Here is a 26,207-nt window from a genome sequence, read left to right as displayed (position 1 = left end):
AGAGAATGGCTGTCGAACTGCTCGGGGCACCGGGATCGCCCTATACGCGCAAGATGCTGGCGCTGCTGCGCTATCGCGGGATCGACCATCGCATGATCTGGGGCAGCCATATGCAGCCACCCGCAGGCTATCCGGTGCCCAAGGTCAAGCTGCTGCCCACCTTCTATCTCGGCGAGGGCGATGCGCGCGAGGCGGTGGTCGATTCGACGCCGATCATCCGCAGGCTGGAGGCGGAACATCCTGGCCGTTCGGTGCTGCCCGAAGACGAGCTGCTCGGCTTTCTCGACCTGCTGATCGAGGATTTTGCCGACGAGTGGATGACCAAGATGATGTTCCACTATCGCTGGCATTTTGCGGCCGACGCCGCCAATGCCGGACCGCTGCTGATCTTCTGGCAGAGCCCGACCTATCCCGATGATCAGGCGCAGCAGATGGCCGACGGCTTTGCCAGGCGGCAGATCGACCGGCTGTATGTCGTGGGCTCCAACGACATCACCGCGCCGATCATCGAGGCGAGCTACGCGCGGCTGATCGGCATTCTCGATCGGGCGATCGCGCGCACCGGCTTCGTGCTGGGCACGCGGCCGTCTGCGGCGGATTTCGCCATCTATGGCCAGCTGACCCAGCTCGGCATCGTCGATCCCACGCCTGCCGCGATCATGGCCCGGTCGACGCCGCGGCTGCGCGCCTGGCTCGACAGGGTGGAGGACCTGTCCGGCCTGCCCGACGGGGCCTGGCTCGATCACGATGCGCTGGGCGACCAGCTCGGCGAATTGCTGACCGAGATCGGGCGCGTCTATGCACCGTTCCTGATCGCTAACGCCCGAGCCGCCGCTGCCGGGCAGAGCGATTTCGAGACCGAGATCGATGGCAAGCGCTGGACGCAGCCGGTCTTTCCCTATCAGGCCAAATGCCTGGTCACGCTTCGGGCTGCACGCCAGGCGCTATCGGCCGAGGCGCGGGATCGGCTCGATGCGCTGCTCGGCGGAACCGGTTGCGAGGCAATGTTCGCCGAGGAGGCGGTGGCATGATCAAGCGCATCCTGTTCGGCCTGCTGCTGGTCATCGTCGCGGGTGGCACCTGGGCCTGGTTCAACAAGAGCAAGGTCCTGCTGTTTGCCGCATCGCATATGGGCAAGCACGAAATCGCGCCGAACGAACCGGTGGTCTGGCAAAAGGGTCCCGAAACTGCGGCGCTGCCCGCCGACAAGCGCCCTCCCAATATCGTGTTCATCCTGGCCGATGATCTGGGCATCAACGACATCTCGACCTTCGGCGGCGGCGTCGCGGGCGGCAAAGTGCCGACGCCCAATATCGACCGGCTGGCGGCGGAAGGCGCGATCTATTCGCAGGCCTATGCCGGGACCGCGAGCTGCGCCCCGTCGCGCGCGATGATCCTGACCGGGCGTTACCCCACGCGCACCGGGTTCGAATTCACCCCCACGCCCGACGGCATGGGCCGCATCGTCAAGGCGCTGTCCGACGAGATGGATTCAGGGCTGCCGCCGGTGACCTATCTCGACGCGGCGGTGGAAGGTGCCCCCGATTTCGACGGGCAGGGCCTGCCGGGCAGCGAACGGACGATCGCGGAAATCCTCAAACCCGCAGGCTATCACAGCGTGCATATCGGCAAATGGCATCTGGGTGACGGTCCCGAATTCAGCGCCAATGCACAGGGGTTCGACGAAAGCCTGTTGATGGCGAGTGCGATGCATCTGCCCGAGGACGATCCCAATGTCGTCAACGCCAAGGTCGATTTCGACCCGATCGACAAGTTTCTCTGGGCGCGGATGCAGTTCGCCACCAGCTATAATGGCGGCAAATGGTTCAAGCCGGGCGGCTATCTGGCCGATTACTGGACCGACGAGGCGATCAAGGTGATCGAGGCGAACCGCAACCGCCCGTTCTTCCTCTATCTGGCGCACTGGAACGTTCATACCCCGCTTCAGGCGACAAAGGCGGATTATGATGCGGTCGGCGACATCAAGCCGCACCGGCTGCGCGTCTATGCGGCGATGGTCCGCGCGCTCGATCGCTCGGTCGGGCGCATCATGCAGTCACTCAAGGACCAGGGTCTCGACGACAATACCATCATCGTCTTTTCCAGCGACAATGGCGGGGCGGGCTATATCGGGCTGCCGCAGGTCAACGCGCCGTATCGCGGATGGAAGCTGACGCTGTTCGAGGGCGGCATCCGCGTGCCGATGTTCGTGCGCTGGCCGGGACGGATAGCGCCGGGAACCAGGGTCGACACGCCGGTTGCGCATATCGACCTGATGCCGACCTTCGCCAGGGCAGGCGGCGCGAAGCTGCCCGCCGGCCTCCAGATCGATGGCGTCGACTTGCTCGGCCCCGATCCCGCCAATCCGGTCGGCAAGCGGCCTGACGATGCCATCTTCTGGCAGAGCGCCTATTATCGCGTGGTGCGCCAGGGCGACTGGAAGCTGCAGGTGACGGAACGCCCGCGCAAGACCTGGCTGTTCAACCTGAAGGACGACCCGACCGAGAAGCGCGATCTTGCTGCGGCGAATCCGGCCAAGGTCGCCGAGCTCAAGGCTCTGCTCGCCAAGCACCAGCAGGGCGCGCGCAAACCGCTCTATCCGCACACGATCGAGGCTCCGGTCGCGGTGGACAAACCGCTCGGAGTGAAGTTCAGGAAGGGCGACGAGCTCGTCTACTGGCCGAACTGATGGCCGCGCTGCTACCCCGGTCGGAGCCGGTTGCCGCGTCGGCTCCGTCGCGCTTTCTCGTCCTGTGCGGGGTGCTGGCGGTGGTCCCCGGCATGATCCATGTGTTCCTGCCCGATGGCGGGGCGGGGGTGATCGCGGGGATCGACCTGTCGCGCGATGCTGTCCGCATCGTCTCGATGTTCGCCTGGGCCGGCGCGACGCAGATCGCATGGGGGCTCATGATGCTCGCGATCGGCCTGTGGTATCGCGGGCTGGTGCCGCTGGCGCTCGCGCTGCTGCTGCTCGAAAAGACGCTGCACGCCTTGAGCTTCTGGGTGCTCAAGCCCGGCGATCATCATCCGCCGGAAAGCTATGTTGTGCTGGTGGCAGTGCCGGTTATCGGGCTGTTCCTGGCGCTGGCGCTGCGGCGTCCCTGACGATGCGGAAGCCGATATGGTTGGAGGAGAAGTCATTCTCCTGCGGCTGGCGCGCGGCGGGGCGATAGCGCGCGCAGAAGTTCGCCGCGCACAGCCAGCTGCCGCCCTTGATGATCATGTGGGCGTCGTCCGCCGGGCTGTCGGTCCATTCCCAGACATTGCCGATCAGGTCGTGCACCCCGTTGCGATCGGCCGGGAAGCAGCTGGCAGGGGCCGTGCCCGAAAAGCCGTCCTTGCCCTCATCCTTGACCGGGAAGACACCCTGCCAGTGGTTGGCGCGCGGCACGCCCTTGTCGTCAATGGCGCCGGAAAAGCGGTTGGCGGGATCGGGCAGGCCGCTGCTCGCGGCATATTCCCATTCCTCCTCGCTCGGCAGACGGCCGCCCGCCCATTTTGCATAGGCCCGCGCGTCGGCAAACGTGACATGCACGACCGGATGGCGGCCCTTGCCATCGATGGACGAACCCGTGCCCTCCGGCGCTCGCCAGGTTGCGCCCTTGCGCAGCACCCATCGACCGTTCATGCCCTTTGCATCGCGTGTGAACACGGCCGATCCTGCGCGCGGGTCATTGCTGGTTGCGGCTCTCTCTGCTTCCGTGACATAGCCGGTGGCCTCAACGAAGGCGGCGAACTGGTCATTGGTGACCTCATGCGCCTGGATCGCGAACCCCTCGACCCTGAGCCGCATGGACGGGCGTTCCTCGGGATAGAGCGGATCGGCACCCTTGACATAGGAGCCAGCAGGCAGGGGAATGAATTTGCCCGGCTCGAACACGTCCGCAGGGCATTCGCGCCCAGCTGGCTCAGTGCGCCCACTATCGGGTTCCGACTGCGAACCGCAGCCTGCAACCGCCATGATCAACGCGGCCCCGGCAAGCCAGAACGCGCGCCGCAAGCTTAGTCCACCAGCCGCGAAATTGTCAGCCGCACGACGTCGGCGGCCTGATCGGTGCTGAGGCCCTGATCCTGGCGCAGTCGCCGCCAGGTCTGAAAGCCGGCGCACATCTCGATCGCCGAGAAGCGGGTTGCATCCTTGCGGATAGTGTCGGGCAGCACCCCTTCCAGCCCGGTGCGCTCGAGATGCACGAAGCGTTCGTAATTCAGCATCAGATAGTCCGAGCTGAACCGGCGGATGCTCGCGGCAATCTTGAGCGGCATGATGCGTTCGTAAATCATTGCGCGCCGATCCAGCAGTTGATCGAGCTGCGCGCGCCAGCCTTCGCCGGTGAATGGTTGCTGGATGATCGGCATGATCTCTGCCTCCATCCGCTCGGTCATCTCACTATAAAGGCTATCCATTTCCTCGAAATGGCGGAATACGGTGCGCGCGCTGACGCCTGCCTTTTCGGCGATTTCGGCAGCGCTGGGCTCCATCTTTCCAGCCATGATGATGTCGAGCATGGCATCGACGATCGCCTGGCGGCTACGCTCGCTGCGCTGTTTGCGGCCATCGGGATGGCGCGGTGGGGGTGTCTGGATCATGTAAAACCGCTTATCCCCAAGATGAGCCTATGTCACGCCTTGGTGCCGACCATGCCGATGATCTGCTGCATCCAGGGCATGTTGATGGCCTCGGGCGACAGCACGCTTTCAATATTGAGCTGCCCGTCGAGCCCGGCGCTGCGATGCACCGCGATTTCGCGCCATTCCTCGGACATCGACATGCGCACCATGTCTGCGCGCTTGGGATAGACGCCGATCGCGACCTCATCCCACAATTCTCCGACCTGTCCGAGCGAGAGAAACGTCACGTCCGCCGCGAACATCGCGACTCCGCCGAACTTGGGCAGCAGCTGCGATACCGCGCGGCCATAGATCATATAGGCCTCGCGCCCGGTCAGATCGGTCTCGCGGCCGTCTTCATATTCCGCCTTGTCCTTGAACTTGAGCAGGTTGATCATGAAGATTGGCCCATCGGGATCCGGCTGCATCAGCCCGGCGAGCGTTTCCGGATTGCCCGGAAAGACTTCGTTCTGGACGGTAAAGGGCTGCGGCATCTTGTGATCCTCTCGGCATGGCTTTTCCGAAAGGCTATATTTTGACACTGGCAATGTCAATAAATGGTGTCTGGCTTACCCATGCTCCCGCAGCACACGCAAAAACGCCTCGCCATAGGCCTCGAGCTTGCGGGTGCCGACACCTGAAATGCGCGAAAGCGCATCCATGGTTTGCGGCAGCCGTTCGGTCATCTCGCGCAACGTGCTGTCATGGAAAATGACATAGGGCGGCACGCCTGCTTCCAGCGCCAGGTCGCGGCGGCACGCGCGCAGCGCCTCGAACAGCGGGTTGGTCACCGGATTGACCGCATCGCCGCTGCGCCGACCGCGCCGCGCACGCTTGGGCGGCAGCACCAGCGGCAGCTGAACCTCGTCGCGCAGGATCGCGCGCGCCTCGGGGCCGAGCATCAGCCCGCCATGCTCGTTGGTCGCCAGCGCATCGCGCACCTGCAACGCCCGGGCGACGGGCTTGAGCAGCAGCGCCTCCTCGCCATCGACGATGCCGAAGACCGACAGCCGGTCATGCCCGCGCTGCTGCACCTTGTCGGTCGATTGTCCGCGCAGCACCGCCTCGACATGTCCCAGGCCAAAGCTTTGCCCCGTGCGGTACACGGCGGAGAGCAGTTTGCGCGCGGTCTGCGTCGCATCGACGCTTTCGGGCGGGCTCAGGCAGTTGTCGCAATTGCCGCAGGTTTCGGGGGGGCTCTCGCCGAAATGGCGCAGCAGCACCGCGCGGCGGCATCCTCCGGTCTCGACCAGCGCCCCCAGCGCCGCGATGCGCGCGCGCTCGCCCGCCTGGCGCTCCGCCTCGATCTCGCCGATCCGCATCCGGGCGCGGATGAAATCCTCGGCGCCCCAGAACAGATGCGCATCTGCCGGCTCGCCATCGCGGCCGGCGCGGCCCGATTCCTGATAATAGCCTTCGATCGACTTGGGGAGGCCCGCATGCACGACAAAGCGAACATCGGGCTTATCGATGCCCATGCCGAAGGCGACGGTCGCGACCATCACCATGTCCTCGCTGGCGATGAAGGCATCCTGGTTGGCGCGGCGTTCCTCGGGTGGCATGCCGGCATGATAGGCGCGCACCTGCCTGCGGCCATCGCGTCCCAGCTGCTCGGCGAGCTTTTCTGTCCCCGCGCGGGTCTGTGCATAGACAATGCCGGGCCCCGGATTAGCGGCGACCAGATCGCCGATCTGCCGGGTGAGGCCATCGCGCGGGTGCACGGCATAGCGGATATTGGGCCGGTCGAACCCGGCGATCACCATGCCATCGGGCGCGATGCCGAGCTGCTTGAGGATGTCCTCGCGCGTGTGCGCATCGGCGGTGGCGGTCAGCGCGAGCCGCGGACAATCGGGAAAGCTGTCGAGCAGCGGCCGCAGCAGCCGGTAATCGGGGCGGAAATCGTGCCCCCATTCGGACACGCAATGCGCCTCGTCGATCGCGAACAGCGCGATCGGCGCGCGCGCCAGGAGGCTGCGAAAACCTTCGGAACTGGCCCGCTCGGGCGCGACATAAAGCAGGTCGAGTTCGCCCGCGCGGAAGCGGTCCTGCGTTTCCTGCCAGTCTGAATCGACCGAGGTGAGGCTGGCGGCACGAATGCCCAGCGCCTGCGCGGCGCGCAGCTGATCGTGCATCAGGGCGATGAGCGGAGAGATGACGACGCAGCAGCCATCGAGCGCGACGGCAGGAAGCTGGTAGCAGAGCGACTTGCCCGCACCGGTCGGCATGATCGCAAGCGTGTTCTGCCGCGCCAGCACGCGCGTAACGACCTGTTCCTGCACCCCGCGAAAGGCGGAAAAGCCGAAGGTCTCGTGCAGGACGTCGAGCGGATCGCGGGTCATCCGCCCGCTCTTATGAGCGCCGGGCAGCGCAGGGAAGGGGAAAAGCGCGGTTATGCGGCGTTGTCGATGCCGAGCTCGGTCAGCTTGCGGTAGAGCGTCGAGCGGCCGATGCCCAGACGGCGCGCGACCTCGGTCATGCGTCCGCGGTAATGGCCGATAGCAAGCCTGATCACGTCCGCCTCGATCTCCTCGAGCGGGCGCAGATTGCCATCCTCGGCATAAAGCGTGATGCCGATGCCATCGTGCGGAGTGGTGGTCCGGCGCGGCTCCTCTTCGCCGAGCATGTTGGTGAGCTGCGGAAATTCCGCTGTGGTCAGCGCATCGCCATCGCAGAAGATCGCGGCGCGGAAGAGTGCATTCTGCAGCTGGCGGACATTGCCCGGCCAGTCATAGCTCGACAGCAGCGACAGCGCTTCGTCGGTAATGCCTAGGCCACGCAATCCCGGCTGCTCGGCGATACGCGCGAGGAAATGGCGGACGAGTGCAGGAATGTCGCTCGATCGGTCGCGCAGTGCCGGAATGGTGATCTGCACCGGTGCAATCGCGAAATACAGGTCCTCGCGGAACGAACCCTCTTCGACCATCGGCTTGAGCGGCGTGTTGCTGGCGCAGATGAAGCGCACATCGCAGCGGAAGCTGTGCCGGGCGCCCAGCGGGCGGACTTCGCCCGAACGGATCGCATCGGCAAGCTTGGCCTGCGATTCGAGCGGAAGCTGATCGACCTCGTCGATGAACAGCGTGCCGCCCTCGACCCGCTGGATGATGCCGACATGCCGGTCGAACGCGCCGGGAAAGGCGCCGCGCTCATGCCCGAACAGCTGCGATTCGATCTGACCTGACGATGCGCCCGCACAGGTGACAAGCCGCAGCGCGAGCTTGGAGCGCGGGCTGGAGGCATGGATCGCGCGCGCGATCATTTCCTTGCCGGTGCCGCTTTCGCCCTCGATCAGCGCCGGCGTGTGCGTCCGCGCCGATTTTGCGGCTATGGCGAGCGCGGCACGGAAGCGCGGCGAGGAGCCGATCATCTCGTCGAAGTCGAGCGGAGCCGCGATCTTCTCGGTGAGCGGGCGCAATTCGTCGGCATCGTCCTTGCGCGCGGCAGCGTTGAGCGCGGCGACGAGCCGATCGGGCGCGATCGGTTTGATCAGATAATCGGTGGCGCCCGCACGCATCGCCTCGACCGCAAGCAGCGGCGAGGTGCTGGTGGTCAGCATCAGGATTGGCAGCGCCGGACGGCGCGATTTCAGTTCCTTGATGAGTTCGGCAGCTTCGTCGCCTGGCACCCATTGGTCGAGAATGATCGCATCGAGCATCATCCCCTCCTGCGTGCCGAGCATCGCGATCGCGGTCTCCGAATCGTGCGCGAATACCGTGCGCCAGCCGGCCTTGGCCGCAAGCGCTGCGACCAGGCGGCATTGCGCCGGCTCGTTATCGATCAGCATTACCCGGCGGATCTGCTGGTCTGCGTCTGTGCGTTCCTTGGCCATCACCGTCATCCTTAACGGCATGTGGTAAAAACCCCATTAAAGCTAAGCTTGTGCCAACCCTAGCGATTTGAAGCTTGCGGGATTGAGCGACACCCGGCATTCGGTTAAGGCGAACCGATATCAACTTCGGCACCAATAACGGGGAAGGCTCTGACCATGGCCAACGACACGTCCAACAATTTCGAATATGCCAAGCAAACCTATGAAGGCTTCATGGGCCTGCTGAAGACCGGCACGATCGTGGCGGCACTCGTGACGGCGTTCGTCGTCGTTCTCATCGCCAGCTGACCGGCGGCGGCATGAAGATCGCGGTCCTCAAGGAGCAGGCATCGGGCGAACGGCGCGTTTCGGCGAGCCCCGAAACCGTCAAGAAGTTCATCGGATTGGGAGCGACCGTGGCGGTGGAAACCGGTGCGGGCGAGTTCGCCTCGATCTCCGACGCGGATTTCGCCGCTGCCGGGGCCAGCGTGGGGTCGCGCGCCGATGTGCTCGGCGATGCCGATATCATCTTCGGCGTCCAAGGACCCGATCCGGCCAGCCTTGCAGGGGCCAAGCCCGGCGCGATGATCGCCGCCTCGCTCAATCCCTTCGGCGAGCGTGCGCGCATCGATGCCTATGCCGCCGCAGGCTTCCAGGCCCTCGCGCTCGAATTTATGCCGCGTATCACCCGCGCGCAGTCGATGGACATCCTGTCCTCCCAGTCGAACCTGGCGGGTTACAAGGCAGTGATCGACGGCGCGGCCGAGTACGGCAAGGCCTTCCCGATGATGATGACGGCAGCGGGCACCGTGTCCGCCGCCAAGGTGTTCATCATGGGTGTCGGCGTCGCCGGGCTACAGGCGATCGCCACGGCCCGCCGCCTGGGCGCGCAGGTCTCGGCGACCGACGTGCGTTCTGCCACCAAGGAACAGATCCAGTCGCTCGGCGCCAAGCCGATCTTCGTCGAGAATGTCGCGGGGATCGAGGGCGAAGGCGCGGGTGGCTATGCGACCGAAATGTCCGACGAATACAAGGCGGCGCAGGCCGAGCTGGTCTCGTCGCACATCGCCAAGCAGGACATCGTGATCACCACCGCGCTGATCCCGGGGCGGCCCGCGCCGCGCCTGATCTCCGACGCGCAGATCGCCAGCATGAAGCCCGGCAGCGTCATCGTCGATCTGGCGGTGGAGCAAGGCGGCAATGTCGAAGGAGCGGTCGCCGGCGAAATCGTCGTCAAGCACGGTGTCAAGATCGTCGGCCACCGCAACGTGCCCTCGCGCCTCGCCACCGATGCCTCGGCGCTGTTCGCACGCAACCTGTTCAACTTCTTCTCGGCCTTCTGGGACAAGGAAGCCAAGGCTCCGGCATTCCCCGATGACGACGAAATCGTCCAGGGCGTCCGCGTGACCATGGGCGGCAAGGTCGTCAGCGAGAGGCTGTTGAGGTGACATCTGCTCGCGCCGCCTTGCCTGACCTGCCGATCCTCGCCGACCTCAAGGCGCTCGAAGGTCGGTTGCGAAAGGAGGGGGTGTGCAGCCTTTATCTCTTCGGTTCGCACGCCACGGGTGATGCTTCGACCAGTTCCGATATCGATCTTCTGTTCGATATCGCGCCCGATGCGCGGTTTAGCCTGTTCGATCAGGCGCGGATCAGCCGCGAGCTTGGCGAAACGTTGAAAGCCAAGGTCGATTTCATTCCTCGCCGGGCTTTGCACCCTTTGCTCAAGTCGCGGGTCGAGGCTCAGCAAGTTCGGATTTTTGGTTGATGGCGGCAGACCGCGATGCGCTGTATCTCAGCATCATCGCAGAAGCCTTGGACGACATACGCCGCCGCATGGAGGATTGTGATTTCGGCAGTTTCCTCGCTGATCGTGACGAGCAGGCGCTGACGGCGTTCAGGCTTTCGATTATCGGGGAAAATGCCAACAAGCTGTCGAATGAGTTGAAATCCCGGCATCCGCATTTGCCATGGCTCGATATGATTGGGTTTCGCAACATCGTTGCCCATGAATATCACAGGGTCGATCCCGCGATGGCGTGGCAGGCGGTTCAATCGCTGGACGAGATAGAAGCGATGGTCAGCGAAGAAATGGCCAGACCAGACGAATAGGGGAATATATGGACTTTATATCAATCCTTTCCATCTTCGTGATGGCCTGTTTCGTGGGCTATTATGTCGTCTGGTCGGTGACGCCCGCGTTGCATACGCCGCTGATGGCGGTGACCAACGCGATCTCGTCGGTGATCATCGTCGGCGCGCTGGTCGCCAGTGCCGAGGCGGTGTCGCCGGTGGCGAAATATCTGGGTCTGCTCGCGGTGGTCTTTGCTGCCGTGAACATCTTCGGCGGTTTTGCCGTCACCGAGCGCATGCTTGCGATGTACAAGAAGAAGGAGCGCAAGTGATGGCTCTGGGGGCAGCAATGAACATCAACCGATCGCTCACCTTCGCCGCCGCTGCCTGCAGCGCGCTCACCTCGGTTCCCGCTTTCGCTTCGGGCGGTGATGCCGCTCCGGTGAGCCCCTGGGTGTCGCTGGCCTATCTGGTCGCGGGCGTGTTCTTCATCCTGGCGCTGCGCGGTCTTTCCTGCCCGGAAACCAGCCGCAGCGGCAACCGCTTCGGCATGATCGGCATGGCCATCGCGGTCATCACGACGCTGCTGACGCACCAGATCGCGAACATCGTCGAGATCCTGATCGCGATTGCGATCGGCGGCGTCGCAGGCTTCGTCATCGCACGCAAGATCAAGATGACCGACATGCCGCAGCTGGTTGCGGCCTTCCACTCGCTGGTCGGCCTCGCCGCGGTGCTCGTCGCACTCGCCGCGTGGCTCAATCCCGAAGCGTTCGGCATTCTCGATGCCAATGGCCAGATCCTGACCGTCAGCCGCATCGAGATGGGGCTGGGCGTCGCGATCGGTGCGATCACCTTCTCGGGATCGGTCATCGCGTTCCTCAAGTTGAACGGCAACATGTCGGGCTCGCCGATCATGCTGCCGGGTCGCCACGTCATCAATCTGGGCGTGCTCGCCGCAATCCTCGGCATGATCGCCGTCTATACCGTGTCGCCCGATGGCGGCGCGGGCGAGGGCTGGCTGTTCCTCGCAATCACGGTGCTCTCGTTCATCATCGGCTTCCTGCTGATCATCCCGATCGGCGGCGCGGACATGCCGGTCGTCGTCTCGATGCTCAACAGCTATTCGGGCTGGGCAGCCGCAGCGATGGGCTTCACGCTGTCGAACACCGCGATGATCATCACCGGCGCGCTGGTCGGCTCTTCGGGTGCCATCCTTTCGTACATCATGTGCAAGGCGATGAACCGCAGCTTCATCTCGGTGATCGCGGGCGGCTTCGGGGCCGAGGCGAGCAGCGGCGGTGACGGCGCGGCCAAGGTCGATCGCCCGTGGAAGCGCGGCAGCGCCGAGGACGCAGCGTACATGATGAAGCAGGCGGAAAGCGTGATCATCGTCCCCGGATACGGCATGGCGGTGGCACAAGCGCAGCACGCGCTGCGCGAAATGGCCGACCTGCTCAAGAAGGAAGGCGTCAGTGTCAAATATGCCATCCACCCGGTGGCAGGCCGCATGCCCGGCCACATGAACGTGCTGCTTGCCGAGGCCAATGTGCCCTATGACGAGGTGTTCGAGCTCGAGGACATCAACAGCGAATTCTCGCAGACCGATGTCGCCTTTATCATCGGCGCGAACGACGTGGTCAATCCGGCGGCCAAGACCGACAAGTCCTCGCCGATCTACGGCATGCCCGTGTTCGATGTCGACAAGGCCAAGACCGTGTTCTTCATCAAGCGCTCGATGGGCGGCGTGGGCTATGCGGGCGTCGACAATGACGTGTTCTACATGGACCAGACGATGATGCTGCTCGCCGATGCGAAGAAGATGGTCGAGGATATCGTCAAGAATCTGGGGCACTGATCCGCATGCGGAAGATCGGCCTGATCGGCGGCATGAGCTGGGTTTCGACCGAAACCTATTACCGGCTGATCAACAAGGGGGTGCAGAAGCGCGCCGGGTCGCTGTGCAGCGGCCCGATCGTGATCGAAAGCCTCAACTTCTGCGACCTCGCGCAGATCCGTACGCCCGAGGGCTGGGACCATGCGACCGAAAAGCTAACGATCGCGGCGCGCTCGCTCGAAGCGGCGGGCGCGACCGCGATCCTGATCTGCGCCAATTCGATGCACAAGGTCTATGACCGGGTGCAGGGCGCGGTTTCGGTTCCGATCATCCATATCGCCGATTGCGTGGGCGAGAAGATGCAGGCCGATGGCATCAAGCGCGCCGCGATCATCGGCACGCGCAACGTGATGCTGGAGAGCTTCTATCGTCAGCGTCTGGTCAAGCACGGCATCGGCTTGCTCGCGCCAGAGATGGAGCGCGTCGAGGAGATCGACCGGATCATCTACGAGGAACTCATGGAGGGCCGCGTCGTCCGCGAATCCGAGCGCACGATGAAGACCTTCCTCACCAACATCGCCAAGGAAGACGTGCAGGCGGTGGTGCTGGGCTGCACAGAACTCGAGATGATCGTCGACACCAAGGCGAACGTGCTGCCGATCTATGACGGCACCGAGATCCACGCCCAGGCGGCGGTCGACTGGATCATGGGCGAGGCTTGATCTTTTAACCCATGTGGGCGAAGGCGCTGGCGTTTTCCGGCGAGGCTGGAGAGCACCACGCATTCAACGGTAGAACAGCCATGCACCCCCGCGCGCCCTATGCCTGTGATCCCTCACGCTCGCGCGGGCGGCAATATGCCGAAGAGGGCGAGCCCACGCGCGGACCGCGCAGCGCCTTCCAGCGCGACCGCGACCGCATCATCCATTCGATCAGCTTCCGCCGCCTGCGACACAAGACTCAGGTGTTCGTCGCCCCCGATGGCGATCATTACCGCGTCCGCCTGACCCACAGCCTCGAAGTTGCGCAGATCGGACGGACGATCGCGCGGGCGCTTGGGCTCGACGAGGACCTGACCGAGGCGCTGTGCCTGGCGCACGATATCGGCCACCCCCCGTTCGGCCATGCCGGCGAGGATGCGCTCGAGGCAGCGATGGCGGGGCAGGGCGGGTTCGACCATAACGCCCATACGCTGCGCGCGCTGCACGTGCTCGAATCGCCCTATCCGCGCTGGCAGGGCCTCAACCTCAGCTGGGAGGTGCTCGAGGGCCTGGCCAAGCATAACGGGCCGGTCGATGAGTCACCTTGGGCGCTGGCAGAGATCGACGCCGGTTTCGACCTCGACCTCAAGCGCTATTCGTCGCTCGAAGCGCAGGTCGCGGCCGTGTCCGACGATATCGCCTATGACAATCACGACATCGACGATGGACTGCGCGCCGGTTTCCTCTCGTTCGATGATCTGCTCAGCCTGCCATCAGCGCTGCGGCAATGGGATGCGATCCGCGCGAAATTCTCTGATGTGCCCGAAACGCGGCTGCAGTCCGAATTCGTTCGCGACCAGATCGGGTTGATGGTGAATGACGTCATTGCCTCGACGCGGGCCAGGATAGCGGGGCTCGGCATCGGCAGCATCGAGGATGTCCGGGCCGCAGGGCAGGTGATCGCCGGTTTTTCCGATGCCATGGCGGAGCAGGAACGCGAGTTGAAGCGATTCATGTATGCACGGGTCTATCATCATCCGCGCCAGCTCGAAGCGGCCGAGCTCGCGCGACAGGTCATTGCGGCGCTCTTTGCCGCCTATCGGGACGACCCCGCGTTGCTGCCCGACGACTGGCGCCAACGGTTGCCCGAAGCCGAGCCGGACAAGAGCCGCCATATCGCCGATTTCCTCGCCGGCATGACCGATCGCTTCGCGCTGTCGCAGCACCGCCAGATCTTCGGCCATGCGCCCGAAGGGCTCAGCCACGTTTGAACAGGATTTTGTGCGTCGCAGCGCAATTTGATTGACAGTCCGAAGGCCTTTGCGCATTCCGGCTTTGTCGATGCGGCGCAAGCCTCATGAAACGGCACGGGAGAGCGCGGTGGGTCACCACCGCCACCGAAGGAGCAACCGCCCCGGAATCTCTCAGGTCATCGGGACCGTGTCGTTGATCGGCGCTCTGGAAAGCGGGCAGCTGTGCAAGGCTGCCCCACCGAAGGGGTAAATGGGCGGCGCTGGTCGCAACCCATGAAAGCTCTCAGGTTCAAGTGACAGAGGGGGTTGGATGCTCGCAGGGCCGGAAAGGCCGTGCAACGCGTTCCAATTCAATCTGCCGGAGTGCCCAGATGACCGATAATATTGCCGATATGATGGAACGTGTGGCCGACAGGCTGCTGCCGCTCGATGCATGGCATCGGGCGCGCGGCGCCCGCATGGTTCCGTTCGCGGGCTATCAGATGCCCGTTCAGTATGAAGGCGTGATGGCCGAACATCTCTGGACCCGCGAGAATGCCGGACTGTTCGATGTCAGCCATATGGGCCAGGTCCTGCTCACCGGCGATGCGCCTGATGTCGCGCTGGAGGCGGTAGTGCCGGGCGAAATCCAGAAGCTGGGGCTCAACCGCATGCGCTATTCGGTGCTGCTCAACGAAGAGGGCGGCATTCTCGACGATCTGATGGTCACGCGGCGCGAGCGCGACCTTTATCTTGTCGTCAACGGCGCGTGCAAATATGACGATCTGGCGCATATGCGCGAGACCTTTCCCGACGAGGTGGTGATTACCCTGCTCGACGAGCGCGCGCTGTTCGCGCTCCAGGGTCCCAGGGCAGGCGAAGCGCTGGCCAGCCTGATCCCCGATGTCGCATCGCTCTATTTCATGCAGGCAGGCGCGTTCACGCTCGACGGAATGTCGCTATGGATCAGCCGTTCGGGCTATACCGGCGAGGACGGCTTCGAGATCAGCGTCGATTGCGATCATGCCGCCGCGCTCGCCGACCGCCTGTGCGCGCTCGATCTGGTCAAGCCGATCGGCCTGGGCGCGCGCGATTCGCTGCGGCTCGAGGCGGGGCTGCCGCTCTACGGCCATGACCTCGACGAGAGTGTCAGCCCGGTCGAAGGCGATCTGGCGTTCGCGATCAGCAAGCGCCGCCGCGCCGAGGGCGGCTTTGCCGGTGCCGAGCGCATTCTCGAAGAGCTCGAGGAAGGCACCGACCGCAAGCGCGTCGGCCTTGCCATCGAAGGTCGCCAGCCGGTGCGCGAAGGCGCGGAGCTGTTTGCCGGCGACCGCATGGTGGGCAAGGTAACCTCGGGCGGTTTCGCACCGACGCTCGGCGCGCCGATCGCGATGGCGCTGGTCAAGTCCGCCTTTGCGCCGCTGGGCACGGCGCTGGAAGCCGAAGTGCGCGGCAAGCGTATCCCGGTGACGGTCGCAGCCATGCCGTTCGTGCCGCACCGCTATCACCGGCCCAAGACCGCCTGAACATCTAACGACCCGATGGAGTGACACCATGAGCCGCTATTTTACCGAAGAACATGAATGGGTTGAAGTCGAAGGCAAGATCGCCACGGTCGGCATCACCGAATATGCGCAGCAGCAGCTGGGCGATGTGGTGTTCGTCGACGTGCCCGCCGAAGGCAAGCAGTTCGACAAGGGCGACGAAGCCGCCGTCGTCGAGTCGGTCAAGGCCGCAAGCGATGTCTACAGCCCGATCTCCGGCACTATCGTCGAGGGCAATGAGGTGCTCGCCGATGAACCGGGCCTGGTCAATTCGGACCCCGAAGGCGATGGCTGGTTCTTCAAGCTGGAACTGAGCGACGAAGCCGAACTTGACGCATTGATGGATGAGGCAGCGTACAAGAAGTTCGTCGCAGGCCTCTGATTTTTCATCGTTTCTGACCCAAGGACATTAGTCGCAATGCGCTATCTCCCGCTCAACAACCAGGATCGCAGCGCGATGCTCGCCACGATCGGCGCAGCCTCGATCGACGACCTGTTCATCGATATCCCCGAAGAGGCCCGGTTGACCGGTCCGATCCACGGCCTGCCGATGCACGCGCCCGAAATGGCGGTGGAGCGGCACATGAAAGCGCTGGCCAGCCAGAATCTGGTCGCGGGCGACGTGCCCTTCTTCATGGGCGCGGGCGCCTATCGGCACCATGTCCCTGCTTCGGTCGATCATCTGATCCAGCGCGGCGAGTTCCTGACGGCGTACACGCCCTATCAGCCGGAAATCGCGCAGGGCACGCTGCAGATGCTGTTCGAATTCCAGACCCAGGTCGCCCGGCTGCTCGGCTGCGATGTCGCAAACGCATCGATGTACGATGGCTCGACCGCGTGCTGGGAAGCGATCGGCATGGCGCGGCGCATCACCAAGCGCGCCACCGCCTTGCTGTCCTCGGGCCTGCACCCGCATTATGTCGGCGTTGCCAAGACCATGGCGCGCTTCACTGGCGATGCGCTGGTGCATCAGGCACCGAGCCTGAAGCCCGAGACCGACATTGCCGACCTGATCGGTCAGATCGACAAGAATACCAGCTGCGTCGTGGTGCAATATCCCGACATTCTCGGCCGCGTCGAGGATTTGTCGGCGCTCGCGCAAGCGACTCAGGCCGCCGGCGCGCTGCTGATCGCGGTCGTCACCGAGCCGGTGGCGCTGGGCGCGCTGCGCAGCCCCGGCGAGATGGGCGCGGATATCGTCGTGGGTGAAGGCCAGTCGCTCGGCGTCGGCCTGCAGTTCGGTGGGCCTTATGTGGGCCTGTTCGGCTGCAAGCAGAAATATGTGCGCCAGATGCCGGGCCGTCTGTGCGGCGAGACCGTCGATGCCGAGGGCAAGCGCGGCTTCGTGCTGACATTGTCGACCCGCGAACAGCATATCCGCCGCGAAAAGGCGACGAGCAACATCTGCACCAATAGCGGCCTGTGCGCGCTGGCCTTCAGCATTCACATGACGCTGCTCGGCGAAAAGGGCCTGCGCGGTCTCGCAGAGGTCAACCATGCGATGGCGGTGAGCGCTGCCGAACGGCTGGAGAAGGTTCCGGGCGTCAAGCTACTCAACGCGAGCTTTTTCAACGAGTTCACACTGGTTCTTCCCAAGGATGCTCGGACGATCGTGCGTGCGCTGGCGGATCGCAGGATCCTGGGCGGCGTCTCGCTGGGCCGCCTGTATCCGGAAGAAGCTGACCTTGCCAACGGACTGGTCGTTGCCGTCACCGAGACCGCGACGCTCGAAGACATCGAAGCCTTTGCCACGAACCTTGAGGAGCTGCTGGCATGAGCATGAACAATCAGGGACGCCCCACCCGACCTGCCGAGGATAGCGCCGCATCCTCGGCGCAGGCGACCAGCACCGGCAACCGCGCACTGATGCTCGAGGAAGCGCTGATCTTCGAGATCGGCGATTCGAACCGCACCGGCGTCGATCTGCCTGAAGCCCCGAAGGCCGCCTCGCGGCTCGGCGGGCTGGAGCGCAAGGCCGCCATCGGTCTGCCAGGCCTTTCGGAGCAGGAAACGGTGCGCCATTACACGCGCCTCAGCCGTCAGAACTATGCCATCGACCTCGGCCTGTTCCCGCTGGGATCGTGCACGATGAAGCACAACCCGCGCCTCAACGAGAAGATGGCGCGGCTTCCGGGTTTTGCCGATATCCACCCGCTGCAGCCGATCCACACGGTGCAGGGCGCGCTGGCGGTCATCGACGAGCTGGGCGAATGGCTGGTCAAGCTGACCGGCATGGCCGGCGTCGCGATGTCGCCCAAGGCGGGCGCGCATGGCGAACTTTGCGGCATCCTCGCGATCCGTTCGGCGCTCGAAGCGCGCGGCGACAAGCGTTCGGTCATCCTGGTCCCCGAAAGCGCGCACGGCACCAACCCTGCGACCGCGGCGTTCGTCGGCTATCAGGTCGAGGACATTCCCGCCAAGCCCGACGGCCGTGTCGATGTCGATGCGCTGAAGGCCCGGCTCGGCCCCGATGTCGCGGGCGTGATGATCACCAACCCCAATACCTGCGGCCTGTTCGAGCGCGATCTCAAGATCATCTCGGATGCGGTGCATGAGGCGGGCGGCTTCGTCTATTGCGATGGCGCGAACTTCAACGCGGTGGTCGGCAAGGTGCGTCCGGGCGATCTGGGCGTCGACGCGATGCATATCAACCTGCACAAGACCTTCTCCACCCCGCATGGCGGCGGCGGCCCCGGTTCGGGTCCGGTGGTGTTCTCCGAGGCGCTCGCCCCGTTTGCGCCGCTTCCGTTCGTGGAGCGCACCGAGGACGGCAAGCTCGCGCTGATAGAGGAAGAGAGCATGGAGGACCACCACGCCTCCAGCTTCGGCCGCATGGTCGCCTTTCACGGCCAGATGGGCATGTTCAGCCGCGCACTGACCTATATCCTGAGCCACGGTGCCGACGGCCTGCTCCAGGTCGCCGAGGATGCGGTGCTCAACGCCAATTACGTGCTGCGTTCGCTCGAGGACGTGCTCGACGCGCCCTTCGCGGGTGCCGGACCCTGCATGCATGAGGCCTTGTTCTCGGACAACGGTCTCGCTGAGGGCTTCTCGACGCTCGATATCGCCAAGGGGCTGATCGACGAGGGCTTCCACCCGATGACGGTCTATTTTCCGCTGGTGGTGCACGGCGCCATGCTGGTCGAACCGACCGAGACCGAGAGCAAGGCTGCGCTCGACGAGTTCATCGGCGCGCTGCGTTCGGTGGCCCTGCGCGCCAAGCAGGGCGATCCCTCGCTGCACAGCGCGCCGCACTTCGCGCCGCGTCGCCGCCTCGACGAGACCCAGGCTGCACGCAAACCGGTACTGGTCTGGACCGAGCCGGTGGTCGAACAGGCCGAAGCTGCAGAGTGATCCCTTCGGACTGCCCGCCCGGTTCTGCACCGGGCGGGCTTTTTCGTCAGATCCAGCGGCGCACGCGCGCGCAATAGTCCTCGAACGCCTTGCCAAATTTGCGGCGCAAGTAACTCTCTTCCTTGGCAATCACGGCCCGGTCGATGGCGATGAAGGCGAACGGCACAAAGGCCAGCACGCCCATGCTCGCCTCCCACAGCGCATAGCCCAGCTGTATCATCAGCATGCCCAGATACATCGGGTTGCGGCTGTGCCGATAGGGTCCGCGCGCGATGATGGCCTGGCTCGGTGTCCAGGGCTGGGGATCCTCGCCATAGGCGCTGAACATGCCCAATGAGACGATGATCAGCCCTATCCCTGCCATCATCAGTGCAAAGCCCGGCCATTCCAACGCGCGGCCCATCGGTATGGGCGGCAGGCTCATGACGTCGTCGAGCAAAAGGCCGAGCATCAGGAAACCAAGGAACACCAGCGGCGGCGGAAAACCCACCGATGGCGCAATGCTGGGGTCGATGCGCGGCAATTGGGGTGGTTCGTCGTCCATATTGCCCAAACTGGAGCCTCACCGTGGCCGACGCAAGCCAAACGATTGCCGATAGCCGCGCTTCGCGCCATGATGCCATGATGACCGAACCCAGGCCCTGGTTGATCGACGAGGCGGGCAGCGAAGCCCGCCGCCATGCCCCCGCGACGCTGCGCAACCGCGATGTCATCGCGCAGGTGCTGCGCAAGATCCTTCCCGAAAGCGGCGTGGTGCTCGAGATTGCCAGCGGCAGCGGAGAGCATGTCGTGCATTTCGCAGCGGCCTTTCCACATCTGCAATGGCAGCCGAGCGATTGCGAGCAGTCCGCGCTCCGCTCGATCGCTGCCTGGACGGCAGAAAGCGGCGTTGTCAATGTCCTTCCTCCCGTGTCGATCGATGTCGAGCAGGAAGCCTGGCCCGCCCGATGTGCCGATGCGATCCTGTGCATCAACATGGTGCATATCAGCCCGTGGAGCGCGACGCTGGCGCTCTTGCGCCACGCCGCCGCGCTGCTGCCCGCCGGTGCGCCGCTGTATCTCTATGGCCCGTTCGTGCGTGATGACGTCATGACGGCCGACAGCAACCTGGCGTTCGACGCCTCGCTGAAAGCGCGCAATCCCGATTGGGGGTTGCGTGATGTTGCCGATATCGACGGTGCTGCCGCTGCATGCGGCTTCGTGCGCGGCGAGCTGATCGAGATGCCCGCGAACAACCTGTCGCTCGTCTATCGGCGCGCCTGACGCAAATCTATTGTCAAGCGCCAGCCTTTCTGCCTAGCCTGTGCGAGCGAGGGCAGGGCCGCAAAGGTCCGCCCCCCTGCCGAACCTGTGGGAGAGAGAGATGCTGGCTACCGCCACCAATGCGCGTACCGACTTGGGTTCCACCATCCGCTACTGGGCCGAAGAGCGACCCGACGCCATCGCCATGGATGATGGCATCACCCGTATCAGCTATCGCGAGCTCGACCAAATGGCAGATCGCTATGCCCGCGCTTTTGTCGCTTCGGGCCTGACGCCAGGCAACCGCATCGCCTGGCTGGGCAAGAATGCGAGCCTCTATTTCACGCTGCTGATCGCTGCGAGCCGCGCCGGTCTCGCGATGGTGCCGGTGGGCTGGCGGCTCGCGGTGCCCGAAGTGCGCTATATCCTGTCCGATACCGGGGCGGCGCTGCTGGTCTGCCAGCCCTTTTCCGCCGAGACCGCCAAGGCGGCAGCCGAGGGGCTGGACAGCCTGAAGACGCTGCTGATCGATGTCGAGAGCGACGCCTCGGGCCTGCAATCGCTCGACGCCTGGGCGAACGCGCAGGGCGATGCTGCCTTGCCGCAGGTCGATCCCGAGCGCGGGGTGCTGCAGCTCTACACCTCGGGCACGACCGGGCATCCCAAGGGCGCAGTGCTGTGCAACCGCAACATGTTTGCGCTACGACCGATCATCGAGGCATCGGATGTAGACTGGTACAAGGTGAGTGCCGAGGATTCGATGCTGGTCATCATGCCCGTCGCACATATTGCCGGATCGGGTGTCGGCACGATCGCCTTCTACAATGGCTGCCGCGCGGTCATCCGCGCCGAATTCTCGCCCGATGCGGTGCTCGATTGCGTGAGCGACGGCGTCACGCACATGTTCCTGGTGCCGACCGCGCTGCAGATGGTGGTCAACCATCCGCGCGCCGCGACGACCGACTGGGCGCGGCTCAAGCTCGTCATGTACGGTGCCGCGCCGATCCCGCTCGAATTGCTCCGCCAGTGCATGCACGTGATGGGCGCGGAATTCTGCCAGCAATATGGCATGACCGAAACCACTGGCACTTTCTGCGCGCTGCCCCCGGAAGACCATGACCCCAATGGCAACCAGCGGATGCGTTCCGCTGGCAAGGCGCTTCCCGGGGTCGAGATCCGGATCATCGATGCGGCAGGCAACCCGGTGCCCAACGGCACGATCGGCGAGATCGCCACGCGCTCACCGCTCAACATGACCGGCTATTGGCGCAACGACGCCAAGACCCGCGAGACGGTGGATGGCGATGGCTGGCTGCGCACGGGAGATGCGGCCTATATGGACGATGACGGCTATGTCTATATCCAGGACCGGGTGAAGGACATGATCATCTCGGGCGGCGAGAACGTGTATCCCGCCGAGGTCGAGAACGCGATCTTCGGGCATCCCGATGTGCTCGAGGTCGCGGTGATCGGCATTCCCGACGAGAAGTGGGGTGAGGCGGTCAAGGCCGTGGTCGTGCCGAAGCCGGGGCACGAGGTCGATCCGGCATCGGTCATCGCCTGGGCCCGCGAGCGGATCGCACCGTTCAAGGCTCCCAAGAGCGTGGATGTCATTCCGGAAATGCCGCGCAATGCCACGGGCAAGATCCTGCGGCGCGAATTGCGCGCGCCATATTGGGAGGGTCAGGAGCGCGCGGTCGCCTGATCGCGCAGCTTCGCCAGCCGGTTCTCGCGCAGCGCGATGTACATGCCGGAGCCGATGATGAGCGGTGCCCCGATCCAGGTCGCGGGCACCGGCCATTTGTCCCAGATGAGATAGCCGAACAGCGCCGCCCAGATGAGGCTGGAATAGTCCATCGGCAGCACCACCGATACCGGTGCGAGGCGCAGCGACCAGGTGATGCCCAGCTGTGCAAAGGCCCCGAACAGCCCCATCAGCGCGATGATGCCCCAGGTGTGCGCGTCGTGCATCTGGCCGACGAACAGCATGGCAATGCCCAGTGGCACCATGGAGCTCAGCGAGAACCAGAACATCGTCGTGATCGGATTCTCGGTCTCTCCGAGCTTGCGGATGATGATGCTGACAAAGGCCGTCACCGCCACGCCGGCCAAGGACACGATCGCACCGAGCATCGGAATGTGCCCGTCGCCAGGCTGCACCACGATCAGCACGCCCGCGAGCCCGGCTGCAATCGCACTCCAGCGGTGTACTCCGACTGCTTCTTTCAGCAGCACGATCGAAAGCAAGGTGGCGACAATTGGCACCATGAAGCCGATGGCGGTCGCTTCGGCAATCGGCAGCAGCGCGAAGGACAGAAAGTTCAGCGACATCGCAACCATGCCGATAACCATCCGGCTGACATGCGCCCAGGGACGATCCGTACGCAGCGCAGCGAGCCCGGGCCCCGCCAGCGCAATCGGGATCAGCACGATGATTCCGGCCAGCTGGCGATAGAACACGCTCTCCAGCACATGCACCCCGCGGTCGGAGGCGAGCTTGACGCAGGCGAACATCGCGGTGATCGAAATGGCGGCGAACAACCGGATGACGATGGCAGAAAGCGCCTGGTTCCGGTGCTCACCAGGGGCAGGAGTCGGTTCGGGCAGGTCCATCGCAGCCCTGCTAACAGCAGCAAGCGCGCGCGTCATCCCGGCAATGCGCAGTTTCGCCGCATTATCGCGACCAAGCGCCAAGTTTCCTGCATTTTCGCATCACCTTGGCCCAAAAGGACAGGGGCCTGCACTCTGGCCAAAGCCACCCGGTTGGATTAATCGCCAGATCAAAAGCGGCATTCCCCGCAACAGGCCACAGGATGACCATGACCGACCAGTTCGAGCTCACCGAAGACCAGCTTGCCATCCAGGAAGCGGCACGCAAGTTCACCGCCGACCGTATCACGCCCTTTGCCGCCGAATGGGACGAGAAGCATATCTTCCCGCGCGACACCATCAAGGAGGCGGCGGATCTTGGTTTCGCTGCGATCTATGTCAGCGAGGAAAGCGGCGGTATCGGCCTGGGGCGGCTCGAGGCAGCATTGATCATGGAGGCGATGGCCTATGGCTGCCCCTCGACCAGTGCGTTCATCTCGATCCACAACATGGCCGCCTGGATGATCGACAGCTTCGGTTCGGACGAGCTCAAGGCGCGCTATCTGCCCGACCTCGTCACGATGGATAAGATCGCCAGCTATTGCCTGACCGAGCCGGGATCGGGATCGGACGCTGCCGCGCTCAAGACCAAGGCGGTGCGCGATGGCGACCATTATGTGCTCAACGGCTCCAAGCAGTTCATCAGCGGCGCGGGCGCGAACGACGTCTATGTCACCATGGTCCGCACCGGCGAGGATGGTCCCAAGGGGATCAGTTGCCTGGTGATCGACAAGGACACGCCCGGTGTCAGCTTCGGCGCGAACGAGAAGAAGCTGGGATGGCACAGCCAGCCCACCGCGCAGGTAATCTTCGAGGATGCGCGCATTCCCGTGGCCAACCGGGTCGGAGCCGAAGGCGATGGCTTTCGTTTCGCGATGATGGGTCTGGACGGCGGCCGCCTGAACATCGGTGCGTGCTCGCTGGGCGGGGCGCAGCGCTGCCTCGACGAGGCAATCGCCTATACCAATGACCGCAAGCAGTTCGGCAAGCGGATCAACGATTTCCAGAACACCCAGTTCATGCTCGCCGACATGGCGACCGATCTCGAGGCGGCGCGCGCGCTGCTCTATCTCGCCGCCGCCAAGGTGACCGCCAACGCCCCCGACAAGACCAAGTTCGCCGCGATGGCCAAGCGTCTGAGCACCGACAGCGGTTCGAAGATTGTCAACGATGCTTTGCAACTCTTTGGTGGATATGGCTATTTGCAGGACTATCCGATCGAGCGCTTCTGGCGTGATCTGCGCGTGCACTCGATCCTCGAAGGCACCAACCAGGTGATGCGGATGATCGTCGCGCGCGAGATGCTGCGCCAGTAAGGGAACTGCCATGACCAGCGATATTCTCACCCGTATCGAGGGACGCACCGGCGTCATCAGCCTCAACCGCCCTGGTGCCATCCACGCGCTGACCACACCGATGTGCCAGGCGATGACCGAAGCGCTTGTCGGCTGGATGACCGATCCGGCGATCGATGCGGTGATGATCGATCATGCCGAAGGGCGCGGCTTCTGCGCGGGCGGAGACATCCGCATGCTCGCGACCAGCGGCGCGGCCGATGGCACAGAGGCGCGCGAGTTCTTCTTCGTCGAATATCGCCTCAACCACCTGCTGTTCGTCTATCCCAAGCCGGTGATCGCCTTCATGGACGGCATCACCATGGGCGGCGGCGTCGGCCTTGCCATGCCCTCGCGCTATCGCATCGCGACCGAGAACACGCGCTTTGCGATGCCGGAGACGGGGATAGGCCTGTTCCCCGATGTGGGCGGCGGCTGGTTCCTCTCGCGCCTGCCGGGCCGGGTGGGACAATTTCTCGCGCTCACCGGAGCACGGCTCGATGGCGCCGAATGCCATGCGCTGGGTCTGGCGACACATTATCTGCCTGCCGAAAAGCTCGCCGAAGCGAAACAGCGCATCGCCGCCGCGCCGCAGGATGTGGACGCCATTCTTTCCGATCTGTCGGTCGCCCCACCCGAGGCGCGCATCCTGGGCAATCGCGAGCAGATCGACCAGCTGTTTGCCTCGGATCGCTACGAGGACATTCTCGCCGCGCTCGAAGCCGATGGATCGGACTGGAGTGCGAAGGAACTGAAGACGCTCTCGACCAAGTCGCCCCAGACCTGCAAGGTGGCGTTGCGTCAGCTCAAGGAAGGCGCGCAAATGGCTGACTTTGCTGCTGAAATGCGCCAGGAATATGCGATCGGCGCGCGCGTGGTGCAGATGCACGACTTCATCGAGGGCGTGCGCGCGCTGATCATCGAGAAGGACAATGCGCCGCGCTGGAACCCCGACACCGCCGAAGGTGTCACCGACGCGCTGCTCGACACCATCTTTGCGCCGCTGCCTGAGGATCAGGCCTGGACCCCCCTGGAGATTGCCCGATGACCTACGAAACGCTTCTCGTCGAACAGCGCGGTGCCGTCACGCTGATCACGCTCAACCGTCCGCAGGCGCTCAATGCGCTGAACAGCCAGGTGCTCGCCGATCTGATCGCGGCGCTGGGCGCGTTCGATGCCGATCCGTCGCAGGGCTGCGCAGTCCTTACCGGCAGCGAAAAGGCCTTTGCCGCCGGTGCCGACATCAAGGAGATGTCGACCCAGAGCTTTGCCGACATGTACGGCAGCAACTTCTTCGCTGGGTATGATCGCGTCACCGCGACCCGCAAGCCGGTGATTGCGGCGGTCGCCGGCTATGCGCTGGGCGGCGGCTGCGAACTTGCCATGATGTGCGATTTCATCATCGCGGCTGACAATGCCAAGTTCGGCCAGCCCGAGATCAAGCTCGCCGTGACCCCCGGCATGGGCGGATCGCAGCGCATGGCGCGCGCCATCGGCAAGGCCAAGACCATGGACATGTGCCTGACCGGGCGGATGATGGACGCCACCGAGGCCGAACAATCGGGTCTCGTCGCGCGCGTCGTGCCGCTGGCCGATCTGGTCGACGAAGCGGTCAGGGCGGCTCAGACGATCGCCGGCATGGCACCGCTCGCAACGCTGGCGGTCAAGGAAATGGTCAATGCCGCGTTCGAAACGACGCTGCAGCAGGGCGTGGTGTTCGAACGCCGCCTGTTCCACGGCCTGTTCGGCAGCGAGGACCAGAAGGAAGGCATGGCGGCGTTCGTCGAAAAGCGCCCTGGCAAATGGACGGGGCGCTGACCGCGCGTCTGAC

General features: G+C 64.3%; 27 protein-coding genes and 1 riboswitch. Of the genes, 20 read left to right on the top strand and 7 right to left on the bottom strand.

Annotation, left to right across the window (positions count from 1 at the left end; translation table 11 throughout):
- Window positions 1–5 precede the first annotated feature (5 nt).
- Genes AX725_RS15745 through AX725_RS15735 form a run of 3 tightly spaced genes read left to right on the top strand, consistent with a single transcriptional unit; the run spans window position 6 to window position 3,105 of the window.
- Window positions 6–1,031 (top strand): glutathione S-transferase family protein, encoded by a 1,026-nt coding sequence (locus AX725_RS15745; protein ID WP_060979648.1) that lies wholly within the window; start codon window positions 6–8, stop codon window positions 1,029–1,031.
- On the top strand, window positions 1,028–2,689 hold the full coding sequence (locus AX725_RS15740; RefSeq protein ID WP_196490609.1) for a sulfatase: 1,662 nt from the start codon (window positions 1,028–1,030) through the stop codon (window positions 2,687–2,689). Before AX725_RS15745 ends, AX725_RS15740 begins: the two co-directional genes overlap by 4 nt.
- Window positions 2,689–3,105 carry a hypothetical protein gene (locus AX725_RS15735; RefSeq protein ID WP_066117171.1) on the top strand — a complete coding sequence of 139 codons (417 nt, stop codon included), beginning with the start codon at window positions 2,689–2,691 and terminating at the stop codon, window positions 3,103–3,105. The genes AX725_RS15740 and AX725_RS15735 overlap by 1 nt, the downstream gene beginning before the upstream one ends.
- On the opposite strand, the gene AX725_RS15730 is transcribed toward AX725_RS15735, so the two are convergent.
- The 5 genes from AX725_RS15730 to AX725_RS15710 form a co-directional block, all read right to left on the bottom strand.
- On the bottom strand, window positions 3,065–4,000 hold the full coding sequence (locus AX725_RS15730) for an SUMF1/EgtB/PvdO family nonheme iron enzyme (RefSeq protein ID WP_208598061.1): 936 nt from the start codon (window positions 3,998–4,000) through the stop codon (window positions 3,065–3,067). The genes AX725_RS15735 and AX725_RS15730 overlap by 41 nt on opposite strands.
- A 2-nt stretch (window positions 4,001–4,002) precedes the next feature.
- Window positions 4,003–4,587 carry a TetR/AcrR family transcriptional regulator gene (locus AX725_RS15725; RefSeq protein ID WP_067511877.1) on the bottom strand — a complete coding sequence of 195 codons (585 nt, stop codon included), beginning with the start codon at window positions 4,585–4,587 and terminating at the stop codon, window positions 4,003–4,005.
- A 32-nt stretch (window positions 4,588–4,619) separates the two neighbouring features.
- Window positions 4,620–5,102, bottom strand: a complete 483-nt coding sequence (locus tag AX725_RS15720) for a DUF1330 domain-containing protein (RefSeq protein WP_060979646.1) — start codon at window positions 5,100–5,102, stop codon at window positions 4,620–4,622.
- 75 nt (window positions 5,103–5,177) lie between these two features.
- Window positions 5,178–6,947 carry a DNA helicase RecQ gene (gene recQ / locus AX725_RS15715; protein ID WP_060979645.1) on the bottom strand — a complete coding sequence of 590 codons (1,770 nt, stop codon included), beginning with the start codon at window positions 6,945–6,947 and terminating at the stop codon, window positions 5,178–5,180.
- A 50-nt stretch (window positions 6,948–6,997) separates the two neighbouring features.
- Window positions 6,998–8,443, bottom strand: coding sequence for a sigma-54-dependent transcriptional regulator (locus AX725_RS15710; RefSeq protein WP_082737507.1), 1,446 nt, complete (start codon window positions 8,441–8,443; stop codon window positions 6,998–7,000).
- 147 nt (window positions 8,444–8,590) lie between these two features.
- Between AX725_RS15710 and AX725_RS15705 the strand changes: the two genes are divergently transcribed.
- The 12 genes from AX725_RS15705 to gcvPB all read left to right on the top strand — a co-directional run bounded on the left by AX725_RS15705 (window position 8,591) and on the right by gcvPB (window position 19,151).
- Window positions 8,591–8,722: an aa3-type cytochrome c oxidase subunit IV gene (locus tag AX725_RS15705; protein WP_060979644.1), complete on the top strand. Its 132-nt coding sequence runs from the start codon at window positions 8,591–8,593 to the stop codon at window positions 8,720–8,722.
- 11 nt (window positions 8,723–8,733) lie between these two features.
- Complete coding sequence (locus AX725_RS15700; protein ID WP_060979643.1) at window positions 8,734–9,861, top strand: NAD(P) transhydrogenase subunit alpha; 1,128 nt, start codon at window positions 8,734–8,736, stop codon at window positions 9,859–9,861.
- Window positions 9,858–10,178, top strand: a complete 321-nt coding sequence (locus AX725_RS15695; protein WP_099046552.1) for a nucleotidyltransferase family protein — start codon at window positions 9,858–9,860, stop codon at window positions 10,176–10,178. Before AX725_RS15700 ends, AX725_RS15695 begins: the two co-directional genes overlap by 4 nt.
- The gene (locus AX725_RS15690) at window positions 10,178–10,522 is read left to right on the top strand and encodes a HepT-like ribonuclease domain-containing protein (RefSeq protein ID WP_060979642.1); all 345 of its coding nucleotides are present in this window, start codon (window positions 10,178–10,180) and stop codon (window positions 10,520–10,522) included. Before AX725_RS15695 ends, AX725_RS15690 begins: the two co-directional genes overlap by 1 nt.
- 8 nt (window positions 10,523–10,530) lie before the next feature.
- The gene (locus AX725_RS15685; protein ID WP_023836382.1) at window positions 10,531–10,815 is read left to right on the top strand and encodes an NAD(P) transhydrogenase subunit alpha part 2; all 285 of its coding nucleotides are present in this window, start codon (window positions 10,531–10,533) and stop codon (window positions 10,813–10,815) included.
- A complete protein-coding gene (locus AX725_RS15680) occupies window positions 10,815–12,341 on the top strand; it encodes an NAD(P)(+) transhydrogenase (Re/Si-specific) subunit beta (protein WP_231733304.1) in 1,527 nt (508 codons plus the stop codon). The genes AX725_RS15685 and AX725_RS15680 overlap by 1 nt, the downstream gene beginning before the upstream one ends.
- 5 nt (window positions 12,342–12,346) lie before the next feature.
- Window positions 12,347–13,042, top strand: coding sequence for an aspartate/glutamate racemase family protein (locus tag AX725_RS15675; protein WP_060979641.1), 696 nt, complete (start codon window positions 12,347–12,349; stop codon window positions 13,040–13,042).
- A gap of 80 nt (window positions 13,043–13,122) precedes the next feature.
- Complete coding sequence (locus AX725_RS15670) at window positions 13,123–14,292, top strand: deoxyguanosinetriphosphate triphosphohydrolase (protein WP_060979640.1); 1,170 nt, start codon at window positions 13,123–13,125, stop codon at window positions 14,290–14,292.
- Between the two features lie 87 nt (window positions 14,293–14,379).
- Window positions 14,380–14,472: riboswitch (glycine riboswitch) on the top strand.
- Window positions 14,473–14,645: 173 nt separating this feature from the next.
- Complete coding sequence (gene gcvT / locus AX725_RS15665; RefSeq protein ID WP_081097140.1) at window positions 14,646–15,779, top strand: glycine cleavage system aminomethyltransferase GcvT; 1,134 nt, start codon at window positions 14,646–14,648, stop codon at window positions 15,777–15,779.
- Window positions 15,780–15,807: 28 nt separating this feature from the next.
- Window positions 15,808–16,179 carry a glycine cleavage system protein GcvH gene (gene gcvH, locus AX725_RS15660; protein WP_060979639.1) on the top strand — a complete coding sequence of 124 codons (372 nt, stop codon included), beginning with the start codon at window positions 15,808–15,810 and terminating at the stop codon, window positions 16,177–16,179.
- A gap of 36 nt (window positions 16,180–16,215) precedes the next feature.
- On the top strand, window positions 16,216–17,574 hold the full coding sequence (gene gcvPA, locus AX725_RS15655; RefSeq protein WP_060979638.1) for an aminomethyl-transferring glycine dehydrogenase subunit GcvPA: 1,359 nt from the start codon (window positions 16,216–16,218) through the stop codon (window positions 17,572–17,574).
- Window positions 17,571–19,151 (top strand): aminomethyl-transferring glycine dehydrogenase subunit GcvPB, encoded by a 1,581-nt coding sequence (gene gcvPB, locus AX725_RS15650; RefSeq protein ID WP_060979637.1) that lies wholly within the window; start codon window positions 17,571–17,573, stop codon window positions 19,149–19,151. Before gcvPA ends, gcvPB begins: the two co-directional genes overlap by 4 nt.
- A 46-nt stretch (window positions 19,152–19,197) precedes the next feature.
- Here gcvPB and AX725_RS15645 read toward each other — a convergent pair whose 3' ends face one another.
- Window positions 19,198–19,695 (bottom strand): methyltransferase family protein, encoded by a 498-nt coding sequence (locus AX725_RS15645; RefSeq protein WP_060979636.1) that lies wholly within the window; start codon window positions 19,693–19,695, stop codon window positions 19,198–19,200.
- 77 nt (window positions 19,696–19,772) lie between these two features.
- Here AX725_RS15645 and AX725_RS15640 point away from each other — a divergent pair, with 77 nt between their 5' ends.
- Both AX725_RS15640 and AX725_RS15635 read left to right on the top strand, forming a co-directional pair.
- A complete protein-coding gene (locus tag AX725_RS15640; RefSeq protein WP_060979718.1) occupies window positions 19,773–20,414 on the top strand; it encodes a DUF938 domain-containing protein in 642 nt (213 codons plus the stop codon).
- Between the two features lie 100 nt (window positions 20,415–20,514).
- Window positions 20,515–22,098: a long-chain-fatty-acid--CoA ligase gene (locus AX725_RS15635; RefSeq protein ID WP_099046551.1), complete on the top strand. Its 1,584-nt coding sequence runs from the start codon at window positions 20,515–20,517 to the stop codon at window positions 22,096–22,098.
- On the opposite strand, the gene AX725_RS15630 is transcribed toward AX725_RS15635, so the two are convergent.
- The gene (locus AX725_RS15630) at window positions 22,077–23,006 is read right to left on the bottom strand and encodes a DMT family transporter (RefSeq protein ID WP_067511873.1); all 930 of its coding nucleotides are present in this window, start codon (window positions 23,004–23,006) and stop codon (window positions 22,077–22,079) included. The genes AX725_RS15635 and AX725_RS15630 overlap by 22 nt on opposite strands.
- Before the next feature lie 206 nt (window positions 23,007–23,212).
- On the opposite strand from AX725_RS15630, the gene AX725_RS15625 reads away from it, so the two are divergent.
- Genes AX725_RS15625 through AX725_RS15615 form a run of 3 tightly spaced genes read left to right on the top strand, consistent with a single transcriptional unit; the run spans window position 23,213 to window position 26,194 of the window.
- Window positions 23,213–24,358, top strand: coding sequence for an acyl-CoA dehydrogenase family protein (locus tag AX725_RS15625; protein WP_060979715.1), 1,146 nt, complete (start codon window positions 23,213–23,215; stop codon window positions 24,356–24,358).
- A 10-nt stretch (window positions 24,359–24,368) separates the two neighbouring features.
- The gene (locus AX725_RS15620; RefSeq protein WP_060979635.1) at window positions 24,369–25,424 is read left to right on the top strand and encodes an enoyl-CoA hydratase/isomerase family protein; all 1,056 of its coding nucleotides are present in this window, start codon (window positions 24,369–24,371) and stop codon (window positions 25,422–25,424) included.
- Complete coding sequence (locus AX725_RS15615; RefSeq protein WP_060979634.1) at window positions 25,421–26,194, top strand: enoyl-CoA hydratase; 774 nt, start codon at window positions 25,421–25,423, stop codon at window positions 26,192–26,194. Before AX725_RS15620 ends, AX725_RS15615 begins: the two co-directional genes overlap by 4 nt.
- Window positions 26,195–26,207: the final 13 nt, after the last annotated feature.

The sequence above is a fragment of the Blastomonas sp. CCH9-A1 genome, assembly GCF_001557175.1.
Classification (GTDB): Bacteria; Pseudomonadota; Alphaproteobacteria; order Sphingomonadales; family Sphingomonadaceae; genus Blastomonas; species Blastomonas delafieldii_A.
The sequence above is the reverse complement of the archived record's forward strand: the minus strand, read 5'-3'. Positions and strand labels throughout refer to the sequence as shown.

Bases quoted from the DNA above. Each gene is read 5' to 3' on its own strand.
- AX725_RS15705 (WP_060979644.1), top strand. From the start codon at position 8,591: ATGGCCAACGACACGTCCAACAATTTCGAATATGCCAAGCAAACCTAT.
- AX725_RS15745 (WP_060979648.1), top strand. From the start codon at position 6: ATGGCTGTCGAACTGCTCGGGGCACCGGGATCGCCCTATACGCGCAAG.
- AX725_RS15645 (WP_060979636.1), bottom strand. From the start codon at position 19,695: ATGGACGACGAACCACCCCAATTGCCGCGCATCGACCCCAGCATTGCG.
- gcvH (WP_060979639.1), top strand. From the start codon at position 15,808: ATGAGCCGCTATTTTACCGAAGAACATGAATGGGTTGAAGTCGAAGGC.
- AX725_RS15710 (WP_082737507.1), bottom strand. From the start codon at position 8,443: ATGACGGTGATGGCCAAGGAACGCACAGACGCAGACCAGCAGATCCGC.
- AX725_RS15700 (WP_060979643.1), top strand. From the start codon at position 8,734: ATGAAGATCGCGGTCCTCAAGGAGCAGGCATCGGGCGAACGGCGCGTT.
- AX725_RS15625 (WP_060979715.1), top strand. From the start codon at position 23,213: ATGACCGACCAGTTCGAGCTCACCGAAGACCAGCTTGCCATCCAGGAA.
- AX725_RS15690 (WP_060979642.1), top strand. From the start codon at position 10,178: ATGGCGGCAGACCGCGATGCGCTGTATCTCAGCATCATCGCAGAAGCC.
- gcvPB (WP_060979637.1), top strand. From the start codon at position 17,571: ATGAGCATGAACAATCAGGGACGCCCCACCCGACCTGCCGAGGATAGC.
- AX725_RS15670 (WP_060979640.1), top strand. From the start codon at position 13,123: ATGCACCCCCGCGCGCCCTATGCCTGTGATCCCTCACGCTCGCGCGGG.
- AX725_RS15615 (WP_060979634.1), top strand. From the start codon at position 25,421: ATGACCTACGAAACGCTTCTCGTCGAACAGCGCGGTGCCGTCACGCTG.
- AX725_RS15685 (WP_023836382.1), top strand. From the start codon at position 10,531: ATGGACTTTATATCAATCCTTTCCATCTTCGTGATGGCCTGTTTCGTG.
- gcvPA (WP_060979638.1), top strand. From the start codon at position 16,216: ATGCGCTATCTCCCGCTCAACAACCAGGATCGCAGCGCGATGCTCGCC.
- AX725_RS15635 (WP_099046551.1), top strand. From the start codon at position 20,515: ATGCTGGCTACCGCCACCAATGCGCGTACCGACTTGGGTTCCACCATC.
- AX725_RS15675 (WP_060979641.1), top strand. From the start codon at position 12,347: ATGCGGAAGATCGGCCTGATCGGCGGCATGAGCTGGGTTTCGACCGAA.
- AX725_RS15640 (WP_060979718.1), top strand. From the start codon at position 19,773: ATGATGACCGAACCCAGGCCCTGGTTGATCGACGAGGCGGGCAGCGAA.
- AX725_RS15680 (WP_231733304.1), top strand. From the start codon at position 10,815: ATGGCTCTGGGGGCAGCAATGAACATCAACCGATCGCTCACCTTCGCC.
- AX725_RS15620 (WP_060979635.1), top strand. From the start codon at position 24,369: ATGACCAGCGATATTCTCACCCGTATCGAGGGACGCACCGGCGTCATC.
- AX725_RS15725 (WP_067511877.1), bottom strand. From the start codon at position 4,587: ATGATCCAGACACCCCCACCGCGCCATCCCGATGGCCGCAAACAGCGC.
- AX725_RS15735 (WP_066117171.1), top strand. From the start codon at position 2,689: ATGGCCGCGCTGCTACCCCGGTCGGAGCCGGTTGCCGCGTCGGCTCCG.
- recQ (WP_060979645.1), bottom strand. From the start codon at position 6,947: ATGACCCGCGATCCGCTCGACGTCCTGCACGAGACCTTCGGCTTTTCC.
- AX725_RS15720 (WP_060979646.1), bottom strand. From the start codon at position 5,102: ATGCCGCAGCCCTTTACCGTCCAGAACGAAGTCTTTCCGGGCAATCCG.
- AX725_RS15630 (WP_067511873.1), bottom strand. From the start codon at position 23,006: ATGGACCTGCCCGAACCGACTCCTGCCCCTGGTGAGCACCGGAACCAG.
- AX725_RS15740 (WP_196490609.1), top strand. From the start codon at position 1,028: ATGATCAAGCGCATCCTGTTCGGCCTGCTGCTGGTCATCGTCGCGGGT.
- gcvT (WP_081097140.1), top strand. From the start codon at position 14,646: ATGACCGATAATATTGCCGATATGATGGAACGTGTGGCCGACAGGCTG.